At 72.9% G+C, this 24,967-nt stretch carries 19 protein-coding genes; 15 read left to right on the top strand and 4 right to left on the bottom strand.

What is annotated here, in order from left to right:
* Positions 1-61: 61 nt before the first annotated feature.
* The gene (locus tag ACFZB3_RS33150; protein WP_391381928.1) at positions 62-2,878 is read right to left on the bottom strand and encodes a lysylphosphatidylglycerol synthase domain-containing protein; all 2,817 of its coding nucleotides are present in this window, start codon (positions 2,876-2,878) and stop codon (positions 62-64) included.
* Positions 2,879-3,039: 161 nt separating this feature from the next.
* Here ACFZB3_RS33150 and ACFZB3_RS33145 point away from each other — a divergent pair, with 161 nt between their 5' ends.
* The 6 genes from ACFZB3_RS33145 to ACFZB3_RS33120 all read left to right on the top strand — a co-directional run bounded on the left by ACFZB3_RS33145 (position 3,040) and on the right by ACFZB3_RS33120 (position 13,719).
* A complete protein-coding gene (locus ACFZB3_RS33145) occupies positions 3,040-3,426 on the top strand; it encodes an MGMT family protein (RefSeq protein ID WP_391381926.1) in 387 nt (128 codons plus the stop codon).
* A gap of 266 nt (positions 3,427-3,692) precedes the next feature.
* A complete protein-coding gene (locus ACFZB3_RS33140) occupies positions 3,693-6,989 on the top strand; it encodes a UvrD-helicase domain-containing protein (RefSeq protein ID WP_391381923.1) in 3,297 nt (1,098 codons plus the stop codon).
* 63 nt (positions 6,990-7,052) lie between these two features.
* On the top strand, positions 7,053-10,592 hold the full coding sequence (locus ACFZB3_RS33135) for a UvrD-helicase domain-containing protein (protein ID WP_391381921.1): 3,540 nt from the start codon (positions 7,053-7,055) through the stop codon (positions 10,590-10,592).
* 10 nt (positions 10,593-10,602) lie between these two features.
* Positions 10,603-12,006, top strand: a complete 1,404-nt coding sequence (locus tag ACFZB3_RS33130) for a dipeptidase (RefSeq protein ID WP_391381919.1) — start codon at positions 10,603-10,605, stop codon at positions 12,004-12,006.
* A 155-nt stretch (positions 12,007-12,161) separates the two neighbouring features.
* Positions 12,162-13,106 (top strand): NAD(+) diphosphatase, encoded by a 945-nt coding sequence (nudC, locus tag ACFZB3_RS33125; protein ID WP_391381916.1) that lies wholly within the window; start codon positions 12,162-12,164, stop codon positions 13,104-13,106.
* Between the two features lie 10 nt (positions 13,107-13,116).
* Positions 13,117-13,719: a methyltransferase domain-containing protein gene (locus ACFZB3_RS33120; protein ID WP_391381914.1), complete on the top strand. Its 603-nt coding sequence runs from the start codon at positions 13,117-13,119 to the stop codon at positions 13,717-13,719.
* Between the two features lie 53 nt (positions 13,720-13,772).
* On the opposite strand, the gene ACFZB3_RS33115 is transcribed toward ACFZB3_RS33120, so the two are convergent.
* Entirely contained in the window at positions 13,773-14,015 is a 243-nt protein-coding gene (locus ACFZB3_RS33115) for a mycoredoxin (RefSeq protein WP_361449847.1), read from the bottom strand.
* Between the two features lie 201 nt (positions 14,016-14,216).
* On the opposite strand from ACFZB3_RS33115, the gene ACFZB3_RS33110 reads away from it, so the two are divergent.
* The 5 genes from ACFZB3_RS33110 to ACFZB3_RS33090 all read left to right on the top strand — a co-directional run bounded on the left by ACFZB3_RS33110 (position 14,217) and on the right by ACFZB3_RS33090 (position 18,105).
* The gene (locus tag ACFZB3_RS33110) at positions 14,217-16,412 is read left to right on the top strand and encodes a UvrD-helicase domain-containing protein (RefSeq protein ID WP_391381911.1); all 2,196 of its coding nucleotides are present in this window, start codon (positions 14,217-14,219) and stop codon (positions 16,410-16,412) included.
* Positions 16,413-16,576: 164 nt separating this feature from the next.
* Positions 16,577-16,894, top strand: a complete 318-nt coding sequence (locus ACFZB3_RS33105) for a hypothetical protein (RefSeq protein ID WP_383707734.1) — start codon at positions 16,577-16,579, stop codon at positions 16,892-16,894.
* Positions 16,895-17,066: 172 nt separating this feature from the next.
* Positions 17,067-17,435, top strand: a complete 369-nt coding sequence (locus tag ACFZB3_RS33100; RefSeq protein WP_010984500.1) for a WhiB family transcriptional regulator — start codon at positions 17,067-17,069, stop codon at positions 17,433-17,435.
* Positions 17,432-17,758: a hypothetical protein gene (locus tag ACFZB3_RS33095; RefSeq protein ID WP_391381908.1), complete on the top strand. Its 327-nt coding sequence runs from the start codon at positions 17,432-17,434 to the stop codon at positions 17,756-17,758. Before ACFZB3_RS33100 ends, ACFZB3_RS33095 begins: the two co-directional genes overlap by 4 nt.
* A gap of 134 nt (positions 17,759-17,892) precedes the next feature.
* Positions 17,893-18,105: a hypothetical protein gene (locus tag ACFZB3_RS33090; protein WP_391381905.1), complete on the top strand. Its 213-nt coding sequence runs from the start codon at positions 17,893-17,895 to the stop codon at positions 18,103-18,105.
* 10 nt (positions 18,106-18,115) lie between these two features.
* On the opposite strand, the gene ACFZB3_RS33085 is transcribed toward ACFZB3_RS33090, so the two are convergent.
* Both ACFZB3_RS33085 and ACFZB3_RS33080 read right to left on the bottom strand, forming a co-directional pair.
* On the bottom strand, positions 18,116-19,576 hold the full coding sequence (locus ACFZB3_RS33085) for an AarF/UbiB family protein (RefSeq protein WP_391381903.1): 1,461 nt from the start codon (positions 19,574-19,576) through the stop codon (positions 18,116-18,118).
* Positions 19,569-20,774 carry a TOMM precursor leader peptide-binding protein gene (locus ACFZB3_RS33080; RefSeq protein ID WP_391381901.1) on the bottom strand — a complete coding sequence of 402 codons (1,206 nt, stop codon included), beginning with the start codon at positions 20,772-20,774 and terminating at the stop codon, positions 19,569-19,571. The genes ACFZB3_RS33085 and ACFZB3_RS33080 overlap by 8 nt, the downstream gene beginning before the upstream one ends.
* A 226-nt stretch (positions 20,775-21,000) precedes the next feature.
* Between ACFZB3_RS33080 and ACFZB3_RS33075 the strand changes: the two genes are divergently transcribed.
* The 4 genes from ACFZB3_RS33075 to ACFZB3_RS33060 all read left to right on the top strand — a co-directional run bounded on the left by ACFZB3_RS33075 (position 21,001) and on the right by ACFZB3_RS33060 (position 24,876).
* Positions 21,001-21,597: a SprT-like domain-containing protein gene (locus tag ACFZB3_RS33075; RefSeq protein ID WP_391381899.1), complete on the top strand. Its 597-nt coding sequence runs from the start codon at positions 21,001-21,003 to the stop codon at positions 21,595-21,597.
* Between the two features lie 137 nt (positions 21,598-21,734).
* Positions 21,735-23,411, top strand: a complete 1,677-nt coding sequence (locus ACFZB3_RS33070) for a TerD family protein (RefSeq protein ID WP_391381897.1) — start codon at positions 21,735-21,737, stop codon at positions 23,409-23,411.
* Between the two features lie 11 nt (positions 23,412-23,422).
* Positions 23,423-24,103, top strand: coding sequence for an AIM24 family protein (locus ACFZB3_RS33065; RefSeq protein ID WP_391381894.1), 681 nt, complete (start codon positions 23,423-23,425; stop codon positions 24,101-24,103).
* A gap of 17 nt (positions 24,104-24,120) precedes the next feature.
* Complete coding sequence (locus ACFZB3_RS33060) at positions 24,121-24,876, top strand: AIM24 family protein (protein ID WP_391381892.1); 756 nt, start codon at positions 24,121-24,123, stop codon at positions 24,874-24,876.
* The last annotated feature ends 91 nt before the right edge of the window (positions 24,877-24,967 follow it).

Below are 24,967 nucleotides of genomic sequence, written 5' to 3'. Positions count from 1 at the left end.
ATCCCATCCTGGGGTCGCGCACCGCCACGCGCGCGGGGCGCGAGCCGTCCGGGGTAAGGCCCTAGAGCGCGCCCTTGCGCGAGAGGTGGTTGAAGGCCAGCCAGCCGGGCAGGACCGGCAGCCACAGGGTCAGCAGCCGGTACAGCAGGACGGCGGGCGCGGCGACCTCCTTGGGAAGGCCGACGGCGATCAGGCCGACGGTCAGGGTCGCCTCGACCGCGCCGACACCGCCGGGGGTCGGCGCCGCGGAGCCGAGCGCGTTGCCGGCGAGGAAGACGACGGCGACGCTGGCGATGCTCAGCGAGGTCGACTGGTCGCCGAACGCGCGGATGGAGGCGTCCAGGCACATCACGAAGCAGGCGGTCAGCAGCAGCATGCCGCCGATACCGGTGACGAGCTTCTGCGGCCGCTGGAGGACGTCCAGCATGCGCGGCACGACACCCGCGAAGAGCGACCGCACGCGCGTGCTGACGAACTTCCGCAGGAACGGCACCGAGGTCACCACGAGGACCAGCACGGCGACGGTCAGCAGGCCCGCGATGACCGTACGGGACGGCGACAGCGACGGGGTCTTCTCGGTGCCGGTCAGATAGCCGAAGGACAGCAGCATGAGGATGTGGCAGCCGAGCGAGAACAGCTGCGAGGCGCCGACGCTCGCCACCGCGCCCCCGGGGCGCACGCCCGCGCGCTGCAGGAAGCGCGTGTTGAGGGCCACACCGCCGACCGCGGCGGGCGCCACGATCTTCACGAACGAACCGGCGAGCTGCGCCGCCACGGTCCGCACGAAGGGCACCCGCTCGGGCACGAAGCCGAGCAGCGACATCGCGGCGGCGACATAGCTGAGCGCCGAGAACAGCACCGCGGCGATCACCCAGCCCCACTGGGCGTTCGCGACCAGGGGGCCGAACTCGATGTGGGTGAGCTGGGTCAGCAGGTAGTACCCGCCGATGGCGCCGGCGATGACGCTGATCAGGGTCCGCGGCCGCACCCGCTCCAGACGGGCCGGCTCGACGGGCGCCTGCGGCCTGATCCGCAGCACCTGGTGCCGGATCTGGGTGAGCAGGTCCTCCTCGCGGGCCTCTTCCAGCGCGTCGTCCAGCGCCCGCTTCTCCGCCCGCTGCTCGGCCCGCACCGTCTTCTTGTCCGGCTTCTCGGCCTCCTCCGCGCGGGCCTGCTTGGCCTGCCGGGAGGCCTCCAGGACCGCGTCCCGCTCGCGTTGGGCGCGCTCCCTGGCCAGTCTGCGCAGCGTCGCGCGCGTGGAGCGCGTGAGCGCGATCGGCTGGAGCATCGGAAGGCAGTCGGCGACGGCGTCGGGGCCGAGGACGCCGACCGCCGAGGCCACCGCCCGCTCGGCGCCCACCCGCAGTCCGAGCGTGGTGACCAGCTGGGCGACGTCCATGCGCAGCAGCAGCTCACCGGCCGCGATCTCGCCGCCGCGCAGGTCGGTGAGGATCACCGTGCCGGAACGATCCACCAGGATGGCGTCGCCCGCGAGCCTGCGGTGCGCGATCCGGCGCGACTGCAGCGCCTGCACCTGGTGCCAGGTGTTGCGCAGCAGTTCGTCGGTGATCTCCTCGTCGGCCAGCGAGTCGAGCGTGCGGCCGCCGGTGTGCTCGTAGACGAGCATCACGGCGTCGGGGCCCAGCTCGGAGGTGGCGATCAGCTTGGGCGCGTTGGCGCCGGCCGCGATCGCCGCGTACGCCAGCAGCGCCTCCTGCTCCAGGGCCTGGCGCAGGGACTGGAGGCTGGAGCGGGTGGCGAAGCCGCGCAGGGTCAGGTTGCGCCACGCGCGGTAGAAGAAGCCCTGGGCCTGCTGTTCCCGGTCGACGACCGTGACGTCCAGCGGCGGGCCGTCCTCCAGGGTGACGAAGTAGCGTCGGCCCCGGTCGCCGTTCTCGGTGTCCAGGGCCTCCTCGCGGGCCGCGCCGACCGGGTGGAAGCCGACGTGCCTGAGGCCGGCCAGCAGGGTCCGGCCGGTCGGGCGGACGTTGGGGGAGCCGACGGCGTACAGCGTGCCGTAGGCGACGGTCCAGCCGATCAGCACCGTGAGGATGATCGAGAACGGTGTGGTGTAGCCGGTGACGAGCATGGAGAACGCGTCGAGCAGCAGCACGATCCACAGCACCGCGCGCCATCTGGGGCGCCGGGACATGCCGACGGCCGTCATGTAGGCGATGACGGGTGCGAGATAGCCGTGCACGGGGTCGGTGAGGGCGTGGATGTCGCCGGGGGAGGGCTGGGTCAGCGCCTCCTGGATGGAGTCCGGGGCGGCCCTGGCCACCCACAGGTCGGTGGCGAGGGTCACGCCGTGCGCGAGGACGGCGGCGAGCACGCCGTCGGCGATGCGCAGCCCGTCCCGCTTGATCAGCCGCTCGATCGCGAACGCGACCGGGACCAGCAGGATCGCGATGCTGGAGGCCAGCCCCGCGAACCTGATCAGCAGGTCCGGGGCCTGTCCGGTGCCCTTGTTGATGTCCTGTTCGAGCCCCGAGGTGGTGCCGTGCGCGAACGCGGCGATACCGAGCAGTACGGCGACGGCGAGCACGCCGACCAGGAGCCGCATGAGGTCGGAGGGGCGGTGCACGCGCGCGGGGAGCAGCGGCTCGTCGCCCTCCACCTCGTCGGCGTGCGTCTCCTCGCACGCGTGCTCGGCCTCGGCGTCCGTTTCGGCGTCCTTTTCGGCTTCCGGATCGACGGCGCCGGGGGCGACGGCGTCCGACTGCACGGCGTCCGGCTGCACGGCGTCCGACTGCGCGGAATCCGGGTGCGCGGTGCCGGATTCCGGCGTATCGGGGCGTGCGGCGGCGTCAGAGGTGCCCGCCCCGCCCTCGGGGTGCACGCCCTGCTGCTCGGTCGTCTCTTCTTGATCTCGTATCACCAGTCACCGCCCGCACGATGGTGGCATGCTCCACCGACACCCGGGGGCATCAGGGTGCAGATGCGGGGGCGCACAGTCTGCCCCAAGCGCCGCCAGAGGGCGAGGCGGCGGCCTGCCGCGGACCGCGCGGGTTGTCGGTGGGGTGCGGCAGGATGGGGCGAATGAGCGAGCAGAGCCTTCCCGAGGACACCCGAGAGGGGTACGCGGACGAGCTGCCCGAGTACGCCGAGCGGGTCCTGGAGGTCGCCGAGCGGATCCCGCAGGGGCGCGTGATGACGTACGGCGACGTCGCGGAGTGGCTGGAGGAGGGCGGTCCGCGTCAGGTCGGGCGGGTGATGTCCCTCTACGGCGGTGCCGTCCCGTGGTGGCGGGTGGTGCGCTCCGACGGGGTCCTGCTGCCGGGCCACGAGCTGGACGCACTGGACCACTACCGCGCCGAGGGCACCCCGCTGAAGCAGGCGAGCAGGGCCGCGGAGGGCCATCTGCCGCGGCTCGACATGAAGCGGGCGCGGTGGGACGGCGGCGCGGACGCGGGGGCTCACACCTGACAGCTTCCGCCATCGGAGGCCCTCGGGGGGAACCTGTGGCCCGTACGAGGGACACCGGGGACGTCCGTGGCATGACGTACGTTCGTGAGATGTGCGGCGCGCGTGCCGCGAGCGCCGCACGAGGCGGACGGGAAGAAGCGGAAGCTCTGCTTCCGTCCGGTTCGGCGGCGTAGCGTCGGCTGCGCGTGTCCCGCTCACCCCGCGGCCACCCCCGCGCACGCGCGACCGCGCACCGACCAGCACACCCACCAGGACCGGCGAACCACGTGAGCTCCTCTTCCTCCACCAGGCGCCTGCCGCACCAACAGGGGCGGCAGGGGAGCCGTGGCGCTTACCGACTGGTCCGTACCCCGCCGGCCGACGTGGATCCCCCTCGTCTGGACGCCGCACAGCGCGCCGTGGTTGACCACGGGGCGGGCCCGCTCCTCGTCCTCGCGGGTCCCGGCACCGGCAAGACCACCACCCTGGTGGAGTCCGTGGCCGCGCGGATCGCCCGCGGCGCGGACCCCGAGCGGATCCTGGTGCTGACGTTCAGCCGCAGGGCCGCCGTCGAGCTGCGCGACCGGATGGCCCTGCGGGTGGGCGCGGCCCGTGCGCCCCGCGCGACCACCTTCCACTCGTACTGCTACGCCCTGGTCCGCGCCCACCAGGACAGCGGCCTGTTCGTGAACCCGCTGCGGCTGCTGTCCGGCCCCGAGCAGGACGTCGCCGTCCGTGAGCTGCTGGCCGGCCAGCCCGACCTGGAGCGGCTCGGGCTGGACCATGTGCGCTGGCCCGACGAACTGCGCGCCTGCCTCACCACCCGGGGCTTCGCCGACGAGGTCCGCGCGGTCCTCGCCCGCAGCCGTGAACTGGGCCTGGACCCGGCCGCCCTGGACGCCTTCGCCCGCCGTATCGGGCGCCCCGACTGGGGGGCCGCGGCCGCCTTCCTCGCCGAGTACCTCGACGTCCTCGACCTCCAGGGCGTCCTCGACTACTCCGAACTCGTCCACCGCGCGGTGCTGCTCGCCCACCGCCCCGAGGTCGCCCTGGACCTCGCCGGCCGCTACGACGCCGTGTACGTCGACGAGTACCAGGACACCGACCCGGCCCAGGTGCGCCTGCTGCACGCCCTGGCCGGCGGCGGCCGCACCCTGGTCGCGTTCGGCGACCCGGACCAGTCGATCTACACGTTCCGCGGTGCCGACGTGAACGGCATCCTGGACTTCCCGTCGGCCTTCGCGCGCGTGGACGGGCGTCCCGCCCCGGTGCAGGTGCTGCGCACGTCCCGCCGGTCCGGGGCCGGCCTGCTGGCCGCGACCCGGCTGCTGACCCAGCGGATGCCGCTGACCCGGCTGCCCGCAGACAAGGTGCGCGCGCACCGCGAGCTGACCGCCGCGCGGGAGGGCGGCCGCGCAGAGGTCTACACGTACCCGACGTCCGGCACCGAGCTGGACAACATCGCCGACATCCTGCGCCGGGCGCACCTGGAGGACGGCGTCCGCTGGAGCGACATGGCCGTCCTGGTGCGCGCCGGCTCCCACACCATCCCGACGGTCCGCCGCGCCCTCACCGCGGCCGGCGTGCCCCTGGACATCGACGGCGACGACGCGCCGCTGCGCCACGAACCGGCGGTGGCGCCCCTGCTGACGGCGCTGCGGGCGGTGGCGGTGGCGGAAGCCGCGAGCACCCGGGAGGAAGAGACCTCCTGCTGGCTCGACACCGAGACCGCGCTGACCCTGCTCACCTCGCCGCTCGCCGGCATGGACGCCGCCGACCTGCGCCGTCTCGGCCGTGCCCTGCGCGACGAGGAGCGCGCGGCCGGCAACGCGTTCCCGCCCCCGTCGGACGAGCTGCTCGCGCGGGCGCTCGCCGAGCCCGAGCGCCTGGCCGTGCACGACCCCGGCTACGCGCGCGGGGCGCAGCGGCTCGGCGCGCTGCTCGGGAAGGCCCGGGAGCGCCTTGCCGACGGCGGTACGGCCGAGGAGGCGCTGTGGGTCCTGTGGAACGGCACGCCCTGGCCCTCGCGCCTGGAGCGCGCCGCCCGCCGCGGCGGCGCCGCCGGCCGCAACGCCGACCGGGACCTGGACGCCGTGTGCGCCCTGTTCGCCACGGCCGCCCGCGCGGAGGAGCGCAGCGGCGGCCGGGGCACGCTCAACTTCCTGGCGGAGACCGAGGCCGAGGACATCGCCGCCGACACCCTCGCCGGCCGCGCGGTACGGCCCGACGCCGTCCGCCTGATGACCGCGCACCGCGCCAAGGGCCTGGAGTGGCGCCTGGTCGTCGTGGCCGGCGTCCAGGAGGGCCTGTGGCCGGACCTGCGCCGCCGCGGCTCGCTCCTGGAGGCCGACCGCATCGGCCGTGACGGACTCGCCGAGCCGCTCACCCCGGGCGCGCTGCTCGCCGAGGAGCGCCGCCTCTTCTACGTCGCCGCCACACGCGCGCGTGAACGCCTCGTCGTCACCGCGGTGAAGGCCCCCGCGGACGACGGCGACCAGCCCTCCCGGTTCCTCACCGAACTGGGCGTCGAACCCCAGGACGTCACCGGCCGGCCCCGCCGCCCCCTCGCCGTGACCGCCCTGGTCGCCGAGTTGCGCGCGACCACCGTCGACCCGCGCGCGTCCGAAGTCCTGCGGGAGGCCGCCGCCCGCCGCCTGGCCCGGCTGGCCGCGCTCGCCGACGAGGACGGCCGCCCGCTGGTGCCGTCCGCGCACCCCTACCGCTGGTGGGGCATGTTCGAGCCGACCGAGAGCAAGGTGCCGCTGCGCGACCGGGACCAGCCCGTGGTGCTCTCCGGCAGCGCCCTCGACCAGCTCGCCAATACCTGCAGCCTGCAGTGGTTCCTGGGCCGCGAGGTGAAGGCCGACGCGCCCGCCACCACCGCCCAGGGCTTCGGCAACGTCGTGCACGTCCTCGCCGACGAGGTCGCCTCCGGACGCACCCCCGCCGACCTCGCCGTCCTCATGGAGCGGCTGGACTCGGTGTGGAACGCGCTCGCCTTCGACGCGCCCTGGAAGTCGGCGCAGGAGAAGGACAACGCGCGCGTGGCGCTCGAACGCTTCCTGAAGTGGCACGTCCTGGACCGCACCGCACGCACCCCGGTCGCCAGCGAGCAGGACTTCGACGTCACCCTCGGGGCGGGCGACTACGAGGTGCGCATCCGCGGCCAGATGGACCGGGTGGAGGCGGACAGCGAGGGCCGCGCGTACGTCGTCGACTTCAAGACCGGCAAACAGGCGCCCAGCGCGGCCGAGGTGGCCCGGCACCCGCAGCTCGCCGTCTACCAGCTCGCGGTCCGCGAGGGCGCCGTCGACGAGGCCTTCGACGGCGTACGGCCCGAGCCCGGCGGTGCCGAACTGGTCCACCTCAGACAGGGCGCCGCCCAGCGGGACGGCGGCGAGACCCTGCCCAAGGTGCAGGGGCAGGAGCCGCTGGAGGGGGAGTGGGTCGGCGAACTGCTGGCCACCGCCGCCGGCAAGGTCCTCGACGAGCGGTTCGCGCCGACGACCGGCCAGCACTGCACCCACTGCGCCTTCCGCGCCTCGTGCAGCGCGCGGCCGGAGGGGCGGCACGTGGTGGAGTGAGCGCCGCTGCGCCGATTGCGCCGTTTTATCGATTGTCAGTGCCCGCCGCTAGCCTCTTTCCTCATGCCCGCCCGTATCACCGACCCCGAGCAGCTCAAGGAGCTCCTCGGCATCCCGTTCACCCCGGAGCAGACGGCCTGCATCATCGCGCCGCCGGCCCCACAGGTGATCGTGGCCGGCGCCGGGTCGGGCAAGACGACGGTGATGGCGGCCCGCGTGGTCTGGCTGGTCGGCACCGGACAGGTGGCCCCGGAACAGGTCCTCGGCCTCACCTTCACCAACAAGGCGGCCGGCGAGCTCGCCGAACGCGTCCGCAAGGCGCTCGTCAGGGCCGGCGTCACCGACCCCGACGTCATCGACCCGGACCACCCGCCCGGCGAGCCGGTCATCTCCACGTACCACGCCTTCGCGGGCCGGCTGCTGACCGACCACGGCCTGCGCATCGGCCTGGAGCCGACCTCCCGGCTGCTCGCCGACGCCACCCGCTACCAGCTCGCCGCGCGCGTGCTGCGCGAGGCCCCCGGCCCCTACCCGGCCCTCACCCGCTCCTTCGCCGACCTGGTCAGCGACCTGCTCACCCTCGACTCCGAACTCGCCGAACACCTGGTGCGCCCCGAGGACCTGCGGGCCTGGGACGCCGGTCTGCTGAACACCCTGGCGGGCGTCAGGCTCGGCAACGCCGACCTGCGCAAGGTTCCCGAGGCGGCCGCCGCGCGCCGTGAACTGGCCGAGCTGGTCGTCCGCTACCGGGCCGCCAAGCGGGAGCGGGACCTGCTCGACTTCGGCGACCAGATCGCGCTGTCCGCGGCACTGGCCGGCATCGCCGAGGTGGGCAGGCTCATGCGCGACGAGTTCCGGGTCGTACTCCTCGACGAGTACCAGGACACCTCGGTCGCCCAGCGCGTGCTGCTGGCGGGCCTGTTCGGCGCCGGCACCGGCCATCCCGTGACCGCGGTCGGCGACCCCTGCCAGGCCATCTACGGCTGGCGTGGCGCCTCCGTCGCCAACCTGGACGACTTCCCCGAGCACTTCGCGCACGCCGACGGGCGCCCCGCCACCCGCCAGGCGCTCAGCGAGAACCGCCGCAGCGGCGGCCGCCTCCTCGACCTCGCCAACGGCCTCGCCGAGCCGCTGCGCGCCATGCACGCGGGCGTGGAAGCCCTCCGCCCCGCCCCAGGCGCGGAACGCGACGGCACGGTCCGCTGCGCCCTGCTGCGCACCCATGCCGAGGAGATGGACTGGATCGCCGACTCGGTCGCCCACCTCGTCCGCACCGGCACCGCGCCGGGTGAGATCGCGGTCCTGTGCCGTACGGCGACCGACTTCGCGGAGATCCAGGGCGCCCTCGTCGCCCGTGACGTCCCCGTCGAGGTCGTCGGCCTCTCCGGGCTGCTGCACCTGCCCGAGGTCGCCGACCTCGTAGCCGTCTGCGAGGTGCTCCAGGACCCGGGCGCCAACGCCTCCCTGGTCCGGCTGCTGACCGGCCCGCGCTGGCGCATCGGCCCCCGCGACCTCGCCCTCCTCGGCCGCCGCGCCCGGCTGATGGTGTCCCACACGCGCGTGGGCGACGCCGACGACCCGGACCGCAGGCTCGCCGAGGCAGTCGAGGGGGTCGACCCCGCCGAGGTGATATCCCTCGCGGACGCCCTGGACACGTTCCTGGAGCTGCCGTTCGACGGAGACCGGCTCGGCCAGGGCGACGACGGGCTGCCGTTCTCGCCGGACGCGCGCGTGCGCTTCGCCCGCCTCGCCACCGAACTGCGCGAGCTGCGCCGCTCCCTGTCCGACCCGCTGATGGACGTCCTGCACCGGGTCCTCGCCGTCACCGGCCTGGAGGTGGAGCTGTCCGCGTCCCCGCACGCGCTGGCCGCCCGCCGCCGCGAGACCCTGTCCAACTTCCTGGACGTCGCCGCCTCCTTCGCGGCCGGCGACCAGGAGGCGACCCTGCTCGCCTTCCTCGGTTTCCTGCGCACCGCCGCGCAGTACGAGAAGGGCCTCGACAACGCCCTGCCCGGCGGCGAGAACACCGTCAAGGTGCTCACCGCGCACAAGTCCAAGGGCCTGGAGTGGGACGTCGTCGTCGTCCCCGGCCTGGTCAAGGGCACCTTCCCGAGCAGCCAGGGCCGCGAGAAGTGGACCGCCCAGGCCAAGGTGCTCCCGCACGCCCTGCGCGGCGACACCGCCACCCTGCCCGACGTCGAGGCCTGGGACTCGCGGGGCATGAAGGCCTTCCACGAGGCCATGAAGGACCACCAGCACACCGAGGAGCTCCGCCTCGGCTACGTCACCTTCACCCGGCCCCGCTCCCTGCTCCTCGGCTCCGGCCACTGGTGGGGCCCCAGCCAGAAGAAGCCGCGCGGCCCCTCCGACTTCCTCCAGGCCCTGTACGACCACTGTGCCGCCGGGTACGGCGAGATCGAGGCCTGGGCCGACGAACCGGAGGAGGACGCGGAGAACCCGGCCCTGCACGCGGTGAGCGCCGACCAGGTGTGGCCGCTGCCCCTGGACGAGGCCGCCCTGGCCCGCCGCCGCGCGGCGGCCGAGACCGTCCTCGCCCACCTGGACGCCCTCACCGCCGGAACCGGCGGAGGCGCTCCCGCCGCCGCCGACGCCGCCGTCGAGGACCCGGACTGGCCCCCGCCGCCCGAGGACGAGGAACCCGATCCCTACGAGGACGACCTCCCGGACTACGAGGACGACCTCCCGGACGCGGACTCCGCCGACTGGGACTCCTTGAGCAGCGACCGCCCGGCGATCCCGCACCAGGCCGCGCCCCCCGAGCGCACGCCGGCGCACGAGCGTGCCCCGGAACCCGAACCAGGACACGCGCGGGTGCCGGAGGAAACCGAGCGGACCCCCCTCACCCCCGAGGAAGCCCGCACCATCGCCTCCTGGGACCGCGACCTCGACGCACTCACCGGCGAGCTGCTGCGCGCCCGCCGGAACGTCACCGACGTCCCCCTCCCCGCCACGCTGTCCGCGACCCAGCTGATGCGGCTGGCCGAGGACCCGGACGGGCTCGCACAGGAACTCGCGCGCCCCATGCCGCGCCCTCCGCAGCCCGCCGCGCGCCGGGGCACCCGGTTCCACGCCTGGGTCGAGGCCCGCTTCGAGGAACTCACGCTGCCCATGCTGGAGCCCGACGAGCTGCCCGGCGGCGATGCCGAGATCGCCGACGAACGCGACCTGGAAGCCCTCAAGGAGGCCTTCGAACGCACCGAGTACGCGCACCGCACGCCGTACCGCGTCGAGGCCCCCTTCCAGCTCTCCCTCGCGGGCCGGGTCGTCAGAGGCCGTATCGACGCCGTCTACCGGACGGACCACGGCGACGGGGCGACGTACGGGACGACGTACGAGATCGTCGACTGGAAGACCAGCCGCACCCGCCTCGCCGACCCGCTCCAGCTGGCGATCTACCGGATCGGCTGGGCCGAGCAGCAGGGCGTGCCGCCCGAGTCGGTCACGGCCGCGTTCGTGCACGTACGCACCGGCGAGGTCGAACGACCGGACGGTCTGCCGGACCGGGCCGGCCTGGAAAGGCTGATCGTCGGACAAGCCGAGTGTGACGAACCGCCCGCCGAGGATGTCGGTCCGGGCCGATAGGCTCGTGACCATGAGCCAGACCCCGGACAGCGCCGTCCGTACGTACATCGAGCAGCACCGCGCCGCCTTCCTCGCCGACCTTGCCGAATGGCTGCGCATCCCCTCCGTGTCGGCCCAGCCCGATCACGCCCCCGATGTACGCCGCAGCGCCGACTGGCTCGCCGCCCGACTGACGGAGACCGGCTTCCCGACCGCCGAGGTCTGGGAGACACCGGGCGCCCCGGCCGTCTTCGCCGAGTGGCCCGCGGCCGATCCGGACGCGCCCACGGTCCTCGTCTACGGCCATCACGACGTCCAGCCCGCCGCCCGCGAGGACGGCTGGGACAGCGACCCCTTCGAGCCGGTCGTCCGGGACGGCCGGCTCTACGCGCGCGGGGCGGCCGACGACAAGGGCCAGGTGTTCTTCCACACACTCGGCGTCCGCGCCCACCTCGCCGCCACCGGCCGCACCGCCCCCGCCGTGCACCTCAAGCTGCTCGTCGAGGGCGAGGAGGAGTCCGGCTCGCCGCACTTCCGGGCGCTCGTCGAGGAGCACGCGGAGCGGCTCGCCGCCGACGCCGTGATCGTCTCCGACACCGGCATGTGGTCCGAGGACACCCCCACGGTGTGCACGGGCATGCGCGGGCTCGCCGAGTGCCAGATCGTCCTGCACGGCCCCGACCAGGACATCCACTCCGGCGCCTTCGGCGGCGCCGTCCCCAACCCGGCCACCGTCGCGGCCCGGCTGGTCGCCGCCCTGCACGACGAGCACGCGCGCGTGGCGGTCCCCGGCTTCTACGACGGCATCGTCGAGCTCAGCGACCGTGAACGGCAGCTGTGGGCCGAGCTGCCGTTCGACGAGGAGAGCTGGCTGCGCGAAGCGCACTCGTACGCCACCGAGGGCGAGGCCGGGCACACCACCCTGGAACGCGTCTGGGCCCGCCCGACCGCCGAGGTCAACGGCATCGGCGGCGGCTACCAGGGCCCCGGCAGCAAGACGATCATCCCGTCCTCGGCCCTGCTGAAGCTGTCGTTCCGGCTGGTCGCGGGGCAGGAGCCCGAGCACATCGAGAAGATCGTCCGGGCCTGGGCCACCGAGCGGATTCCCGCCGGGATCCGCGCCGAGATCACCTTCCTGCCGGCCACGCGCCCGTGCCTGACCCCGCTCGACCACCCCGGCCTCCAGTCGCTCGCCCGCGCCATGGGCCGGGCCTTCGAGGAACCGATCCGGTTCACCCGATCGGGTGGCTCGGGACCCGCCGCGGACCTCCAGGACGTCCTCGGCGCACCTGTTCTCTTCCTGGGCATCTCCGTCCCCTCCGACGGCTGGCACGCCCCGAACGAGAAGGTCGAGCTGGACCTCCTCCTCAAGGGCGTCGAGACCAGCGCCTACCTCTGGGGCGACCTCGCCGAGAACTGGCGCCATGCCCCCTGAGTCCCCGACGCCGTCGGGAGTGGCACCGCGAGCGGGGCACACTGGAAGGGCCGCCCCGCCCGCCCCGCCCCCGCCCCACCCGTTCTCCTCCCGCCCTTCGTCCCGCTGAACCGCCCGCTGAAACATCCGTTGCACTGGGGGAGTTGGAAGCACCCGTGACCACCTGGACCGACCACACCGCAGACCGACCCATCTCGCTCACCGCCCCGAGCGGCATCGACCGCGCCGCCCACCACCGGCTCGACGAAGCCTGGCTGGCCGCGGCGTGGAGCCACCCCGACACCCGCTGTTTCGTGGTCTCCGGCGGTCAGGTCCTCATCGACGAGACGCCCGACGGCCGCACCGAACTCGTCATGACGCCCTCCTTCGAGGCCCCCCTCACCGAGGCGCACCGCTACTTCCTGGGCACCGACGAGGACGGCGTCAGCTACTTCGCCCTCCAGAAGGACGCCCTGCCCGGCCGCATCGACCAGTCCGCACGCCCGGCCGGCCTGCGCGAGGCCGGACTGCTGCTGTCCCCGCGGGACACCGGCCTGATGGTGCACGCGGTCGGCCTGGAGAACTGGCAGCGCACCCACCGCTTCTGCTCCCGCTGCGGCGAGCGCACGGTCATCGCAGCCGCCGGCCACATCCGCCGCTGCCCCGCCTGCGGCGCCGAGCACTACCCGCGCACCGACCCCGCCGTGATCATGGCCGTCACCGACGAGGACGACCGCATCCTGCTCGGCCGCCAGGTCCACTGGCCCGAGGGCCGCTTCTCCACGCTCGCCGGCTTCGTGGAGCCCGGCGAGTCCATCGAGCAGGCGGTGCGCCGCGAGGTCTTCGAGGAGGCCGGGATCACCGTCGGCCCGGTCGAGTACGTCGCCAGCCAGCCCTGGCCGTTCCCGTCCAGCCTGATGCTCGGCTTCATGGCCCGCGCCACCACGACCGAGGTCGACGTCGACGGCGACGAGATCCACGAGGCCCGCTGGTTCTCCCGCGACGAACTCGGCGCCGCCTTCGACTCCGGCGACGTCCTGCCGCCCTACGGCATCTCGATCGCGGCCCGCCTGATCGAGATGTGGTACGGCAAGCCGCTGCCGACGAGGAGCTTCGTCTGAGACGGCCGTCATGACCGCAGAGGAGTACTGGAACCACAACGTCCACTACCACCCCGTGGTGCTGGACGCGGTCCCGGACGGCTGCCGCGCCGCCCTGGACGTCGGCTGCGGCGACGGCCTGCTCGCCGCCGGGCTCGCGACCAGGGCGGAGTCGGTGACCGGCGTGGACCGGTCGGCGGAGATGATCAGGCAGGCGCGGAAGCGGGACACTGAGAACGTCACCTTCCTGGAGGGCGACTACCTCGACGGCGCCGGTCTCGAAGAGGAGGGCTACGACTTCGTCAGCGCGGTCGCCGTCATCCACCACGCCCCCTTCGACGACGCGATCGACCGCCTGGTGGGGCTGCTCGCGCCCGGCGGCCGACTGGTCGTCGTCGGCCTGGCCCACGACCACACCCTGCTGGACCGGGTGATCAGCGGCTGCGGGGTCCCGGCGAGCCTGCTGACCGCGCTCCGGCGAGGCGGCAAGCGGGGTCCGGCCGACATGCCGATGGAGGACCCGATCATGACCTGGGGAGAGGTCCGGCAGTCGACCGCGCACCGGCTCCCCGGCCGCCGCTACCGGCGCCGCCTGCTGTGGCGCTACACGCTGGTGTGGGACAAGCCGGAGTGAACATGCGAAAGCGGCCCCTGACCTGAGTCGGGGGCCGCCACGCGCCGGGAGGCCTACGCGCTGATCTTCTGCTTCACCTGGGCCAGCGACGGGTTCGTGAGCGTCGAGCCGTCGGCGAAGAGCACCGTGGGGACCGTCTGGTTTCCGCCATTCGCCTTCTCCACGAATGCGGCCGACTCCGGGTCCTGCTCGATGTTGATCTCGGTGTAAGCGATGCCCTCGCGGTCCATCTGGCTCTTCAGCCGGCGGCAGTAGCCGCACCACGTGGTGCTGTACATCGTCACAGTGCCCTGCATCTCGCTCGCACTCCTTCGGCGGGTCGGGGAAGCTCGTCCAGGAGAGGAACGTACGCGGCCTGTCCGCCATTCCCGCAGCACGGGCCCCGGGTGACGCCTGCCGCGTCAGCCCGAGTGACGCCTGCCGCATTAGTACGACTGCGCGGGGCTGCCTGTGGACAACCGGCACAGCCGTCTCCGGCGACCTGGCAGCATGGCCATGTGACAGCAGCAACGCACTCCTCCCTCTTCCCGCCGGTACCGGACTCTGCCGACGCGGTGCTCGATGGGCTCGACCCCGAGCAGCGCGCGGTGGCGACCGCCCTGCACGGTCCGGTGTGCGTGCTGGCCGGAGCAGGTACCGGCAAGACCCGGGCGATCACCCACCGGATCGCCTACGGGGTGCGGGCCGGCATCCTCCAGCCGTCCAGCGTGCTCGCCGTCACCTTCACCAACCGCGCCGCCGGGGAGATGCGCGGCCGGCTGCGCCAGCTCGGAGCCCAGGGGGTGCAGGCCCGCACCTTCCACTCGGCCGCGCTGCGCCAGCTCCAGTTCTTCTGGCCGAAAGCGATCGGTGGGTCCCTGCCCCGGCTCGTCGACCGCAAGATCCAGCTCGTCGCCGACGCGGCCGCCGCCTGCCGCATCCGCCTCGACCGGGGCGAGCTGCGGGACGTCACCGCCGAGATCGAGTGGTCCAAGGTCACCCAGACCGTCCCCGCCGAGTACGCCCTTGCGGCGGTGAAGGCCGGCCGGGAGGTACCCCGTGACCCCGCCGAGATCGCCCAGCTCTACTCGGTGTACGAGGACCTCAAGCGCGACCGCACGGTCATCGACTTCGAGGACGTCCTGCTGCTGACCGTCGGCATCCTGCAGGACCGGCACGACATCGCCGACCAGGTCCGCGCCCAGTACCAGCACTTCGTCGTGGACGAGTACCAGGACGTCAGCCCGCTCCAGCAGCGGCTGCTGGAGCTGTGGCTCGGCGACCGCGACAGCCTGTGCGTCGTCGGCGACGCGAGTCAGACCATCTACTCGTTCACAGGAGCAACCCCCGACCATCTGCTCGACTTCCGCACCCGCCACCCCGGGGCGACCGTGGTCAAGCTGGTCCGCGACTACCGCTCCACACCCCAGGTCGTCCATCTCGCCAACGGGCTGCTGGCCCAGGCCCGCGGCCGGGCCGCCGACCACCGCCTGGAGCTGATCTCCCAGCGCCCCGCCGGACCCGAGCCCGTCTACACCGAGTACACCGACGAGCCCGCCGAGGCCGAGGGCGCCGCCCGCCGCATCCGGGAACTCGTCGACGGCGGGGTCCCGGCCGCCGAGATCGCCATCCTCTTCCGGACGAACTCCCAGTCCGAGACCTACGAGCAGGCCCTCGCCGACGCCGGGGTGCCCTACCAGCTGCGCGGCGCCGAGCGGTTCTTCGACCGGCCCGAGGTGCGCAAGGCGGGCGTGGCCCTGCGCGCGGCGGCCCGCTTCGGCGGCAACGACGCGCTGCTGGACGACACCGTGGACCTGCCCTCCCAGGTGCGCGCCGTCCTCTCCGGAGAGGGCTGGACGACCGAGCCGCCGGCCGGCTCCGGCGCGGTCCGGGAGCGCTGGGAGTCGCTGGCCGCCCTGGTCAACCTCGCCCACGACGTCGTCGCCGCCCGGCCCGCCGCCACCCTCGCCGACTTCGTCGCCGAACTCGACGAGCGCGCGGGCGCCCAGCACGCCCCGACCGTCCAGGGCGTCACCCTCGCCTCCCTGCACTCGGCGAAGGGCCTGGAGTGGGACGTCGTCTTCCTGGTCGGCGTCGCCGAGGGCATGATGCCGATCACCTATGCGAAGACCGACGAGCAGATCGAGGAGGAACGCCGTCTTCTCTACGTCGGCGTGACCCGCGCCAGGGAACGGCTCCACGTCTCCTGGTCCCTCTCCCGCACCCCCGGCGGCAGACCCGGCCGCCGGCCCAGTCACTTCCTGGACGGTCTGCGCCCCGGCTCCACCGGCACCGTCGGCCGTGCGGGCGGTGCCGGTGGCGGAGGTGTCGAGCGCGGCTTCACCGGCGGCCCCGCGACCGCGCCGCGACGCACCCAGCGCAGCCCCGCCCGGTGCCGGGTCTGCGGACGCACGCTGACCGACGCCGGCGAGATGAAGCTGATGCGCTGCGACGGCTGCCCGTCCGACATGGACGAGGGCCTCTACGAGCGGCTGCGCGAATGGCGTGCCGACCAGGCCCGGCTCAGCGGTCAGCCCGCCTTCTGCGTCTTCACCGACAGGACGCTGATGGCCATCGCCGAGAGCGCTCCGGACGACGATCGCGAGCTGGCCCGCATCCCCGGTGTCGGCATGCGCAAGCTCAACCGTTACGGCGCCGATGTTCTGGCCATCTGCGCAGGCCAGGAGCCCGAGGGAGAAGAAGTGGGGGACTGATGCGAACTCGTCGAAAAAATAGTTTGCGCATGCCCCAGCAATCCCCATAGGTTCTAGGCACGGAAGCGGCGGCCTTCTCGAAGGCCCGGTTCCGTGTTGTACTTGCATATCCGAGCGGATCGGCTCAACACCGGTCCCCTAGACGCCGAGAGGAGGCGAGTCCAGTGATCAGCATCAAGACCAACATCAGCGCGGCCAAAATGACCGATCTCTCGGCCGTCTCCGTGTGCATGCTCGGCGTCTCGAACCTGGGCACCGGTCTGTCCGGCATTCCTGCCGTGCGTCCGGCGTCCTCCGTTTCTCTCGCGGGTCTTCCCGTCCGTGAGCGCAATGAGCGACCGACCAAGGCACTGGAAGCAGTAGCGGCACAGGCCCAGGCCTATGCCTTTACGGCAGCCGGTGCCGGAAGCCGGAAGCAGACGACGCAGCACCACCTGATGTGGGCCTTCCGTGGGCCAGAACCCTGGAGTGATCCAGCCTGATCGATCAGGCCGGCGCCTTCAGGGCCGCGGAACCCCATCCGGGATCCGCGGCCCTTCTGTTTTCCCTGAACAGGGAGAGCGGAGCGAAGGGGCCTCGGGACACGAGCAGAACCCGGTACCAGCCGCCAACCGGTCCAACCCGACCGGCACGACCAGACGAGGAACAACAGCCGTGCAACTCGAAGCGCACGCCCCGTCCGTACCGCCTTCCGAAACGATCCCCCCGCCCGGCCTCACGGAGGACTCCACCTTGATCCCGCTCACCGCGCTCACCGCGCTCGACGACGCCATCGAGAACCTCGGCGTACCCGTCCCCTGCCGTTCCTACGACCCGGAGGTCTTCTTCGCCGAGTCGCCGGCCGACGTCGAGTACGCCAAGTCCCTCTGCCGCACCTGCCCGCTGATCGAGGCCTGCCTCGCCGGGGCCAAGGAGCGGCGTGAGCCCTGGGGCGTCTGGGGTGGCGAGCTGTTCGTCCAGGGCGTCGTCGTCGCCCGGAAGCGGCCGCGTGGCCGCCCGCGCAAGAACCCGGTCACGGCATGAACATCCTCGGAACGATCGACCGCCCCCTCACGCACGATCCCAAGAAGCAGGCCCCGATGAAGCCGTCCACCAGCGAGCCCGCAGGCTCCGCGATCTCAGACTTCACCACCGCCGGTACCGTCACCGGCTCGCGTCAGAACAGGACCCGAGAGATGCAACTCATCCCAGAAGCCCTCGCTCGTGCGCATATGCACGAGCGACTGCACGAGGCCGAGCAGGAACGCCGGGCCGTGCGCCTGGCGACCGCTCGCCGGATGCAGCGCAGGGCCGAGCGCGCCTCGATGCGTGCCCGCCGTGCGCTCGCCATGGCCCTGATGCAGTAACCCAGCACACCTGAAGCGGTGGCCTCCCGATCCCGGGAGGCGAAAGCTCCCCGCGGGGGCCGGTCCGGCCGAACGGACCGGCCCCCGCGGTGCGTTGTCCCGTCGGATCAGCGCCGCGGAGTTATCGTCACCGGGTGACGAGTCTTTCCGGAGGCAGTGATCACGGCGGCTCCGACACGGAGCCCCACCCGCTCGTGTGCGCACGCTGCGGCACCCCGGCCGACGGCCCCCCGCCCGTCACCTGGACCTGCTCCGTGGAGAACGGCGTCCGCCAGTTCTTCTGCGAGGCCTGCGCCAGGGACAACCTCAGAGCGATCGAGGGCCGGCTCGACTCGTCCTGGTGGTGAACACCGCCCCCTACTGAGCCTCCACGGCCGCCCCGGCCTCTTCCGCTTCCCCCGCTTCTCCGCCCGCCACGCCCTCCGCGACCTCCGCGACCTCTGCGGTCTCGTCGGGTTCTTCGAGTTCCTCCAGATCCTCCAGATCCTCGGGCACGAACCCCGGCAGCCATGCCTCCAGTTCCTCCCGCAGCCGTACCGTCGCGCCCAGCTGGCACAGCACGCCGATGGTGCTCAGGGTCACCCGGTGTATCAGGAGGTAGGCCGGCGGCAGGTTGAGCTGCTTGCCCAGCTGGTGGGCGGGGTTGCGAGGGTCCGCGATGCGGGCCGCCTGGCTGCGCATCCAGTTGCGGGTGAAGGTGAACTCGTCGACCTGCGCCGGCTCGATGATCGGCAGCAGGTAGTCCAGGACGGCGTCGGGGTCCAGCTCTATGGACTCCTTGACGAACCCCTCCGCACACAGCAGCTCGTAGACCGCCTCGGCGTCACCGTCCAGCGTCATCCGCAGGGAGTCGCCGATCGGGCTGGGCAGGCCGCCGGAGAGACGGTCGACGGTGCCGAAGTCCAGCACCCCGAGACGCCACTCCTCCTCGTCCTCCGGTGCACCGGGCAGCAGGCGGAAATTGCCGGGATGCGGGTCGGCGTGCAGCAGACCGGTGCGGGCCGGGCCCGAGAACAGGAAGCGGGCCAGCAGCTGACCGGCCCGGTCGCGCTGCTCCTGCGTACCGTTCGAGATGATCTCGGAGAGCGGTATCCCGTCGATCCACTCCGTGACCAGCACCTGGTCGCGCTGGTGCACCACCGCCGGCACCACCACGTCGGGGTCGCCCTCGAACTCCTCCGCGTGCGCCGCCTGGGCCTTTGCCTCCAGGGAGTAGTCCAGTTCCTCGGAGACCCGGTCGCGCAGCTCGGCGATCAGGGGCTTGATGTCCATGCCGGGGATCAGCGGCCCCAACAGGCGGGCGAAACGGCTCAGTTGCCCCAGATCGGAGAGCAGGGCGTCGCCGGCTCCCGGGTACTGCACCTTGACCGCCACCGCCCGGCCGTCCCGCCACACCGCCCGGTGCACCTGACCGATGGAGGCCGCCGCCGAGGGCTTGTCGTCGAACTCCAGGAACAGCTCCCGCCAGTCCTCCCCGAGGCGCTCGGTGAGCACCGCGTGCACGGTGCGGGTCGGCATCGGCGGCGCGGCGTCCTGGAGTTTGGTGAGGGCCGCCCGGTAGGGGCCGGCGACCTCCTCCGGGAGGGCGGACTCGAAGACGGACAGCGCCTGCCCGAACTTCATCGCCCCTCCCTTCAACTCACCCAGGACCTTGAACAGTTGCTCCGCGGTGCGCTGTTGGAGCTCCCGGCCGACGATCTCCGCGGACTCGCCCACGATGCGCTTGCCCAGACCCCAGGTCGCCCGGCCGGCGAAGCCGAGCGGGAGCGCGGCGAGCTTGGCGGTCCGGGTGACCGCCTTCCGGGGAAGATCAGACATGCGCCCTCCAAGTCCCAGTCGGCCGTGCCGCGTCGGTGTGCTCTCGTCGCTCCGCCGACGGCCGTTGCACCACCATTGTCGCGTGTGGATCCCCGTTGGTTGAGGAGTGTTCTCCCTTAGCTTTCTCCGCTGCTGCGCACGGGCATGCGGAGTGCGGCCAGACCGGCCGCGCGTGCCAGTGCAGAACCGGTACGGACGCCTCCCAGCGCACCCCCGTGACGGCCGGCGACTCGCCGTCGAGGAAGGCCAGGGCGTGCGCGGCGGCCAGCCCGGCCACCGCCGCCGCCAGCGTCTGATCGCAGGCGCCCACCCGGCGCGCCTGCCCGGACCGCCACTGGGCGACCAGGCGCGGCCATACCGGGTCCCGGTCCGTGCGGTGCTCGTGCAGACAGCGGGCGCAGCCCGTCCCGCCGGGCAGCACGAGGGGGCCGACCACGCCGGTGCCCTCCACGACACCGGTGTAGAGATGAGGGGTTCCCGAGGCCATGAGCGGCTCGGCGGCGCGCGCGTCCGGGGCGTGCACCAGGACGTCGTCGCGCGGGGCGATGATCACCAGCGCCAGGCCGGGCTCCGCCCCGGCCGGGTCCGGGCGCCGGGGCGGGCGGTCCGGAGCCGCCCGGCGGACGACTCTGCGCGCGGCCTCCGCACGGCTCTCGCCGACCGCCTCCGCCGGCAGCCCGCCCGGTGCCACGTCCCACGGCTGGACCCGGCCCACGTCCCGCACGTCGACCTCGCCGACGCCCGCACCCGACAGCAGCGCGGCCAGCGTGACCCCGACCCGGCCCGCGCCCTGCACCTGCACCCGCAGCGCCCGCCGGGCCGCCAGCCGGTCGATCGCGCCGCCCGGCTCCGGAGTGATCAGGGAGAGCGAGGCGAGATCGGGGCGCAGCCGGTCCAGCGCCTCCTTCTTCCCGCGCAACGCCTCAGCCGGAGGCCCGCCGCCCTGTGCGTCGTCCACCAGCCCGGCCCGGGAGAGGCGCTTCACCAGCGCGTCGACATGGCCGTCCGGCAGGTCCATGCGCCGCCCCTCGGCACGCAGCAGCTCAAGACCCCGGGCGCCGTCGAGCAGGTCCAGGAAGCTCCCGGTCGCCGTGTCCATCGGCCCCAGTGTCATCGCGTGCGCGGGAGTCATCCCGAACTGCACGGTGTTGAGATCGCGCCAGCCGCGCCGCAGCGCGGGCTTCATCAACGGATGCATGACAGGCCCCCGTAGCCGTCGAAAGGTCACAGAACGTCCCCGTGCGCCGGTGGAGCCGGTCCCGCTCCGCCGACGAGTGCCAGCATGCCGGGCCCGCCCGGCGGGCGCCGAAAGTTGTCCACAGGCGGTGAGTATTCGTCGTACAAATCAGACGCATGGTGGGGGATCGGCACCGAACCGTCCCGGACCCGGGACTTCCCCCATGTGCAGCGGGTAACGTCGGGGCGTGCCCGCCGACCCACTGCACCGCGCCGGAAAGCCACAGCGCAGCACGACGAGCCAGCCGCCCAGCGGCTTGGGGGCGAGCGCGATCGAGGTTCGCAGGAGCGCCCGGCGCCGCCGGACCGTTTCCGCGTACCGCGAGGGCGATCGCACCGTCGTGCTGATCCCCGCCCGGATGTCCGAGGCGGAGGAGAAACGCTGGGTGACCGTCATGCTCAACAAACTCGCCGCCCAGGAGAGCAAGCGAGTGCTGGGCGACGCCGAACTGGCGGAGCGCGCCGAGCGGCTGTCGGCCCAGTACTTCGGCGGCCGGGCCCGCCCGGCCTCGGTGCGCTGGGTCACCAACCAGAACACCCGCTGGGGCTCGTGCACCCCCTCCGAGGGCAGTATCCGCCTCTCCCACCGGCTTCAGGGCATGCCCGAGTACGTCGTCGACTACGTGCTCTGCCACGAACTGGCGCATCTGCTGGTGCCGGGGCACGGCCCCCGCTTCTGGCGGCTCCTGGAGGCGTACCCGCGGACCGAGCGCGCCCGTGGCTACCTGGAAGGAGTGGTCGCGGCCGACCGGCTGCCGCAGGTGCCCGGCGCGCGTGATGAGTGACACACTCCGGGAACGCTCCTTTCGGGGTCGCCGAGCGCGGTTGTGTACCGGGTCTGTACCGACTTCTTCCGATGTCCGAGTTAGCCGTTAGCCTGGCGCGACGCACTCGCATTCGGGATGGGGGACGGTCGTAACGCATGGCCAGGGAATTCCAACGCGGCCACAAGGCCAGGATCAGTGACCTCACGGCCGGCACGGATCTGTACGTAGGCGTGCAGATCGCCGGCCCCGGACTGACCTTCGACATCAGCTGCTTCGGCCTCGACGCCGACGAACGGCTGTCGGACGACCGCTACTTCGTCTTCTTCAACCAGCCGAAGTCGCCCGAGGAGTCCATCCAGCTGCTGGGCACGCAGGCGGGCGACACGGAGTCCTTCCGGGTCACGCTGGACCGGATCCCGCCGCAGATCCAGAAGCTGGCGTTCACGGCGACCATCGACGGCGCCGGGCAGATGTCGCAGGTCGCGCCCGGGTACATCCGGATCGTCGCGGGCGGCGAGGAGGTGGCCCGGTACTCCTTCAACGGCTCGGAGTTCTCCACCGAGCGCGCCGTGATGCTCGGCGACTTCTACCTCAAGGACGTGTGGCGCTTCGCCGCCGTCGGTCAGGGCTTCGACGGCGGTCTGGAGGCGCTGCTGAAGAACTTCGGCGGCGAGGTGATGGAGGACGAGGCGCCCGCCGCGCCCGAGCCGCAGCCGTCGCAGACCGGGTCCGCGCCCGGATTCGCGCCGCCCGCGTTCGCCGCCCCGCCCGCGCCGGTTCCCGCCCCGGCCCCGGCGCCGGCGCCGGTGCCGGCCGCCCCACCCGCACCGCAGGGATTCACCCCGCCGCCGGCCCCCGGTCCCGTGCCGGTCCCGAACATGCACGGCGCGCCCACGGTCATCGCCCCGATGACCCCGCCCGTCGGCGGCACCGTGCCGCCCCCGGCCCCGGCACCCGCGCCCTACGGCCAGCCGCCCGCACCCGGTGCGCCCGTGCCGCCGCCCGGCTACGGCCTGCCCCCGGCGCCCCCACAGGCTCCGGGCCCGCCGCCCGGCTACCCGCAGGCGCCCCAGGCCCCGACCCCGCCCCCGGGCTACGGCCAGCAGCCGCCGTTCGGCCAGGCCCCCGGCCCGCAGAGCTACGCGGTCCCGCAGGGCGCTCCCCAGGGCGGTGCCGGGGTCGGTGCCGCGCTCCAGAAGTTCAAGGAGACGCCCACCGGGCAGCGCTGGACCCCGCAGAACAGCAAGCTCATCCGCGTCGACCTCGGGATGGGCGGGCAGCCGGTGCTGGCCCGGCAGGGCAGCATGGTGCTCTACCAGGGCAAGGTCGACTTCAGCTACAAGGGCGCCGGGTTCGCCGGCCGGATCGTGGGCAACGCCACCGGCCAGGAGATGCAGCTGATGCGCTGCACCGGCCAGGGTCAGGTGTTCTTCGCCGAGAACTCCGCCAACCTGCACCCGATCGAGCTCCAGGGCGACGCGATCTGCGTCTCCGCCGAGAGCGTCCTCGCCTTCGACGAGAGCCTCCAGTACGAGGTTCGCCGGATCGAGGGGCACGGCATCCCCGGCGGCGCGCTGTTCACGATGCAGTTCCAGGGCACCGGCACGATCGTCGTCAAGACGCACGGCACGCCCGTCGTGCTGCCCGTGACGCCGACGACGTTCGCCGACTGCAACGCGATCGTCGCCTGGTCGGCGGCCTCCCAGGTGATCGTCTCCAGCCAGGTGCGGATGCGCCGCAACGCCTACCCGGGCGACACCGGCGAGAGCGTCAACCTGCAGTTCCGGGGCGCGCCCGGCAACTTCATCGTCGTCCAGCCGTACGAGGTCTGAGGGAGCCCGTCATGAACCAGCCGCTCGCGGGCTTCGCCCCCGCACCCGTCACCGCCCGCATGGACAACCACGGCGACCACATGCTGAAGGTCGCCATGCAGACCGGGAACGACCTCCTCGCGCGCGTGGGGTCGATGGTCGCCTACGAGGGCTTCGTGCAGTACGAGCCGAACCCGCCGGCCGTGCGCCAGATCGCCCGGGACTGGATGACCGGCGAAGGCGCGCCGCTGATGAAGTGCTCCGGCGACGGTCTGCTCTACCTCGCCGACTACGGCGCGAACGTCGTCGTCATCAACCTCAACGGCGACGGCATCTCCGTCAACGCCACCAACCTGCTCGCCTTCGACGCGCATCTGACGTGGGGCGTGGAGCGGGTCAAGGGGCTCGCGAAGTTCGCCGGGCAGGGCCTGTGGAACACCAAGATCTCCGGGCAGGGCTGGGTCGCGCTGACCTCCCGGGGCAAGCCGATCGTCGTCGACTGCGGCGGCGGCGAGGACGAGACGTACGTCGACCCGGACGCGCTGGTCGCCTGGTCCCCGAACCTCAAGGTCAAGGGCAAGCGCAGCTTCAAGGCGCAGTCGCTGATCGGCCGGGGCAGCGGCGAGGCCTACCAGATGGCCTTCTCCGGTCAGGGCATCGTCGTCGTCCAGCCCAGCGAGGACAGCACCGACCGCCTCCGGTTCCGGGGCTGAGGGGGAGTCAGGAAACCATGCAGAGCCCGCTTTTCGCCTTCAACGACTCCCAGGCCCGGGACCGCTACAGCCTGCAGAACAAGCAGATGCTGCGGGTCGTCCTGGAGGGCCACGACGACATCCTCGCCCGCAAGGGCACCATGGTCGCCTACCAGGGGCTCGTCGAGTTCGACGCCGAGTACCAGGGCCGCAACCAGGCACGCGCGCGTGCGTACACCGGCGAGGGTCTGGACCTGATGCGCTGCCACGGGCAGGGCACGGTGTACTTCGCCAACCTCGCCCAGCACATCCATGTCCTGGACGTGGAGCAGGACGGCCTGACCGTGGACAGCTCCTACGTCCTCGCCATGGACTCCTCGCTGCACCACGAGGTCGTCGCCGTCGACAGCCTCTACGGCATCTCCGGGTCCGGGAAGTACCAGCTCAACATCACCGGACGCGGCCAGGTCGCCCTGATGACCTCGGGCGCGCCGCTGCTGATGCAGGTCACGCCCGACAAGTACGTGAACTGCGACGCCGACGCGATCGTCGCCTGGTCCACCGGGCTGCGCGTCCAGATGCAGGCCCAGACGCATTCCTCCGGCGTGTGGCGGCGCCGGGGCAGCACCGGCGAGGGCTGGGAGCTGAGCTTCATGGGAAGTGGCTTCGCGTTGGTCCAGCCGAGTGAACTGCTGCCTCCGCAGCACGCCCAGATCGGTCAGGGCGTCGCCGCCCAGTTCGGCATGGGGCAGCAGGGCGCGCGCGGGATGAACCAGGGGAACGTCTGGAGCTGAGAGCCCAGAAGCCCATGTGTAAGGGGCGCCCGCCGTGGCGGGCGCCCCTTACACATGCGCTCACCGAGCGCCGGTATCCCCGGAAGCTCCA

The organism is Streptomyces sp. NPDC008092, assembly GCF_042957285.1.
In the GTDB taxonomy this organism is placed as follows: domain Bacteria; phylum Actinomycetota; class Actinomycetes; order Streptomycetales; family Streptomycetaceae; genus Streptomyces.
Note: the sequence above shows the minus strand (reverse complement) of the source record. Positions and strands in the feature narration are given on the sequence as shown.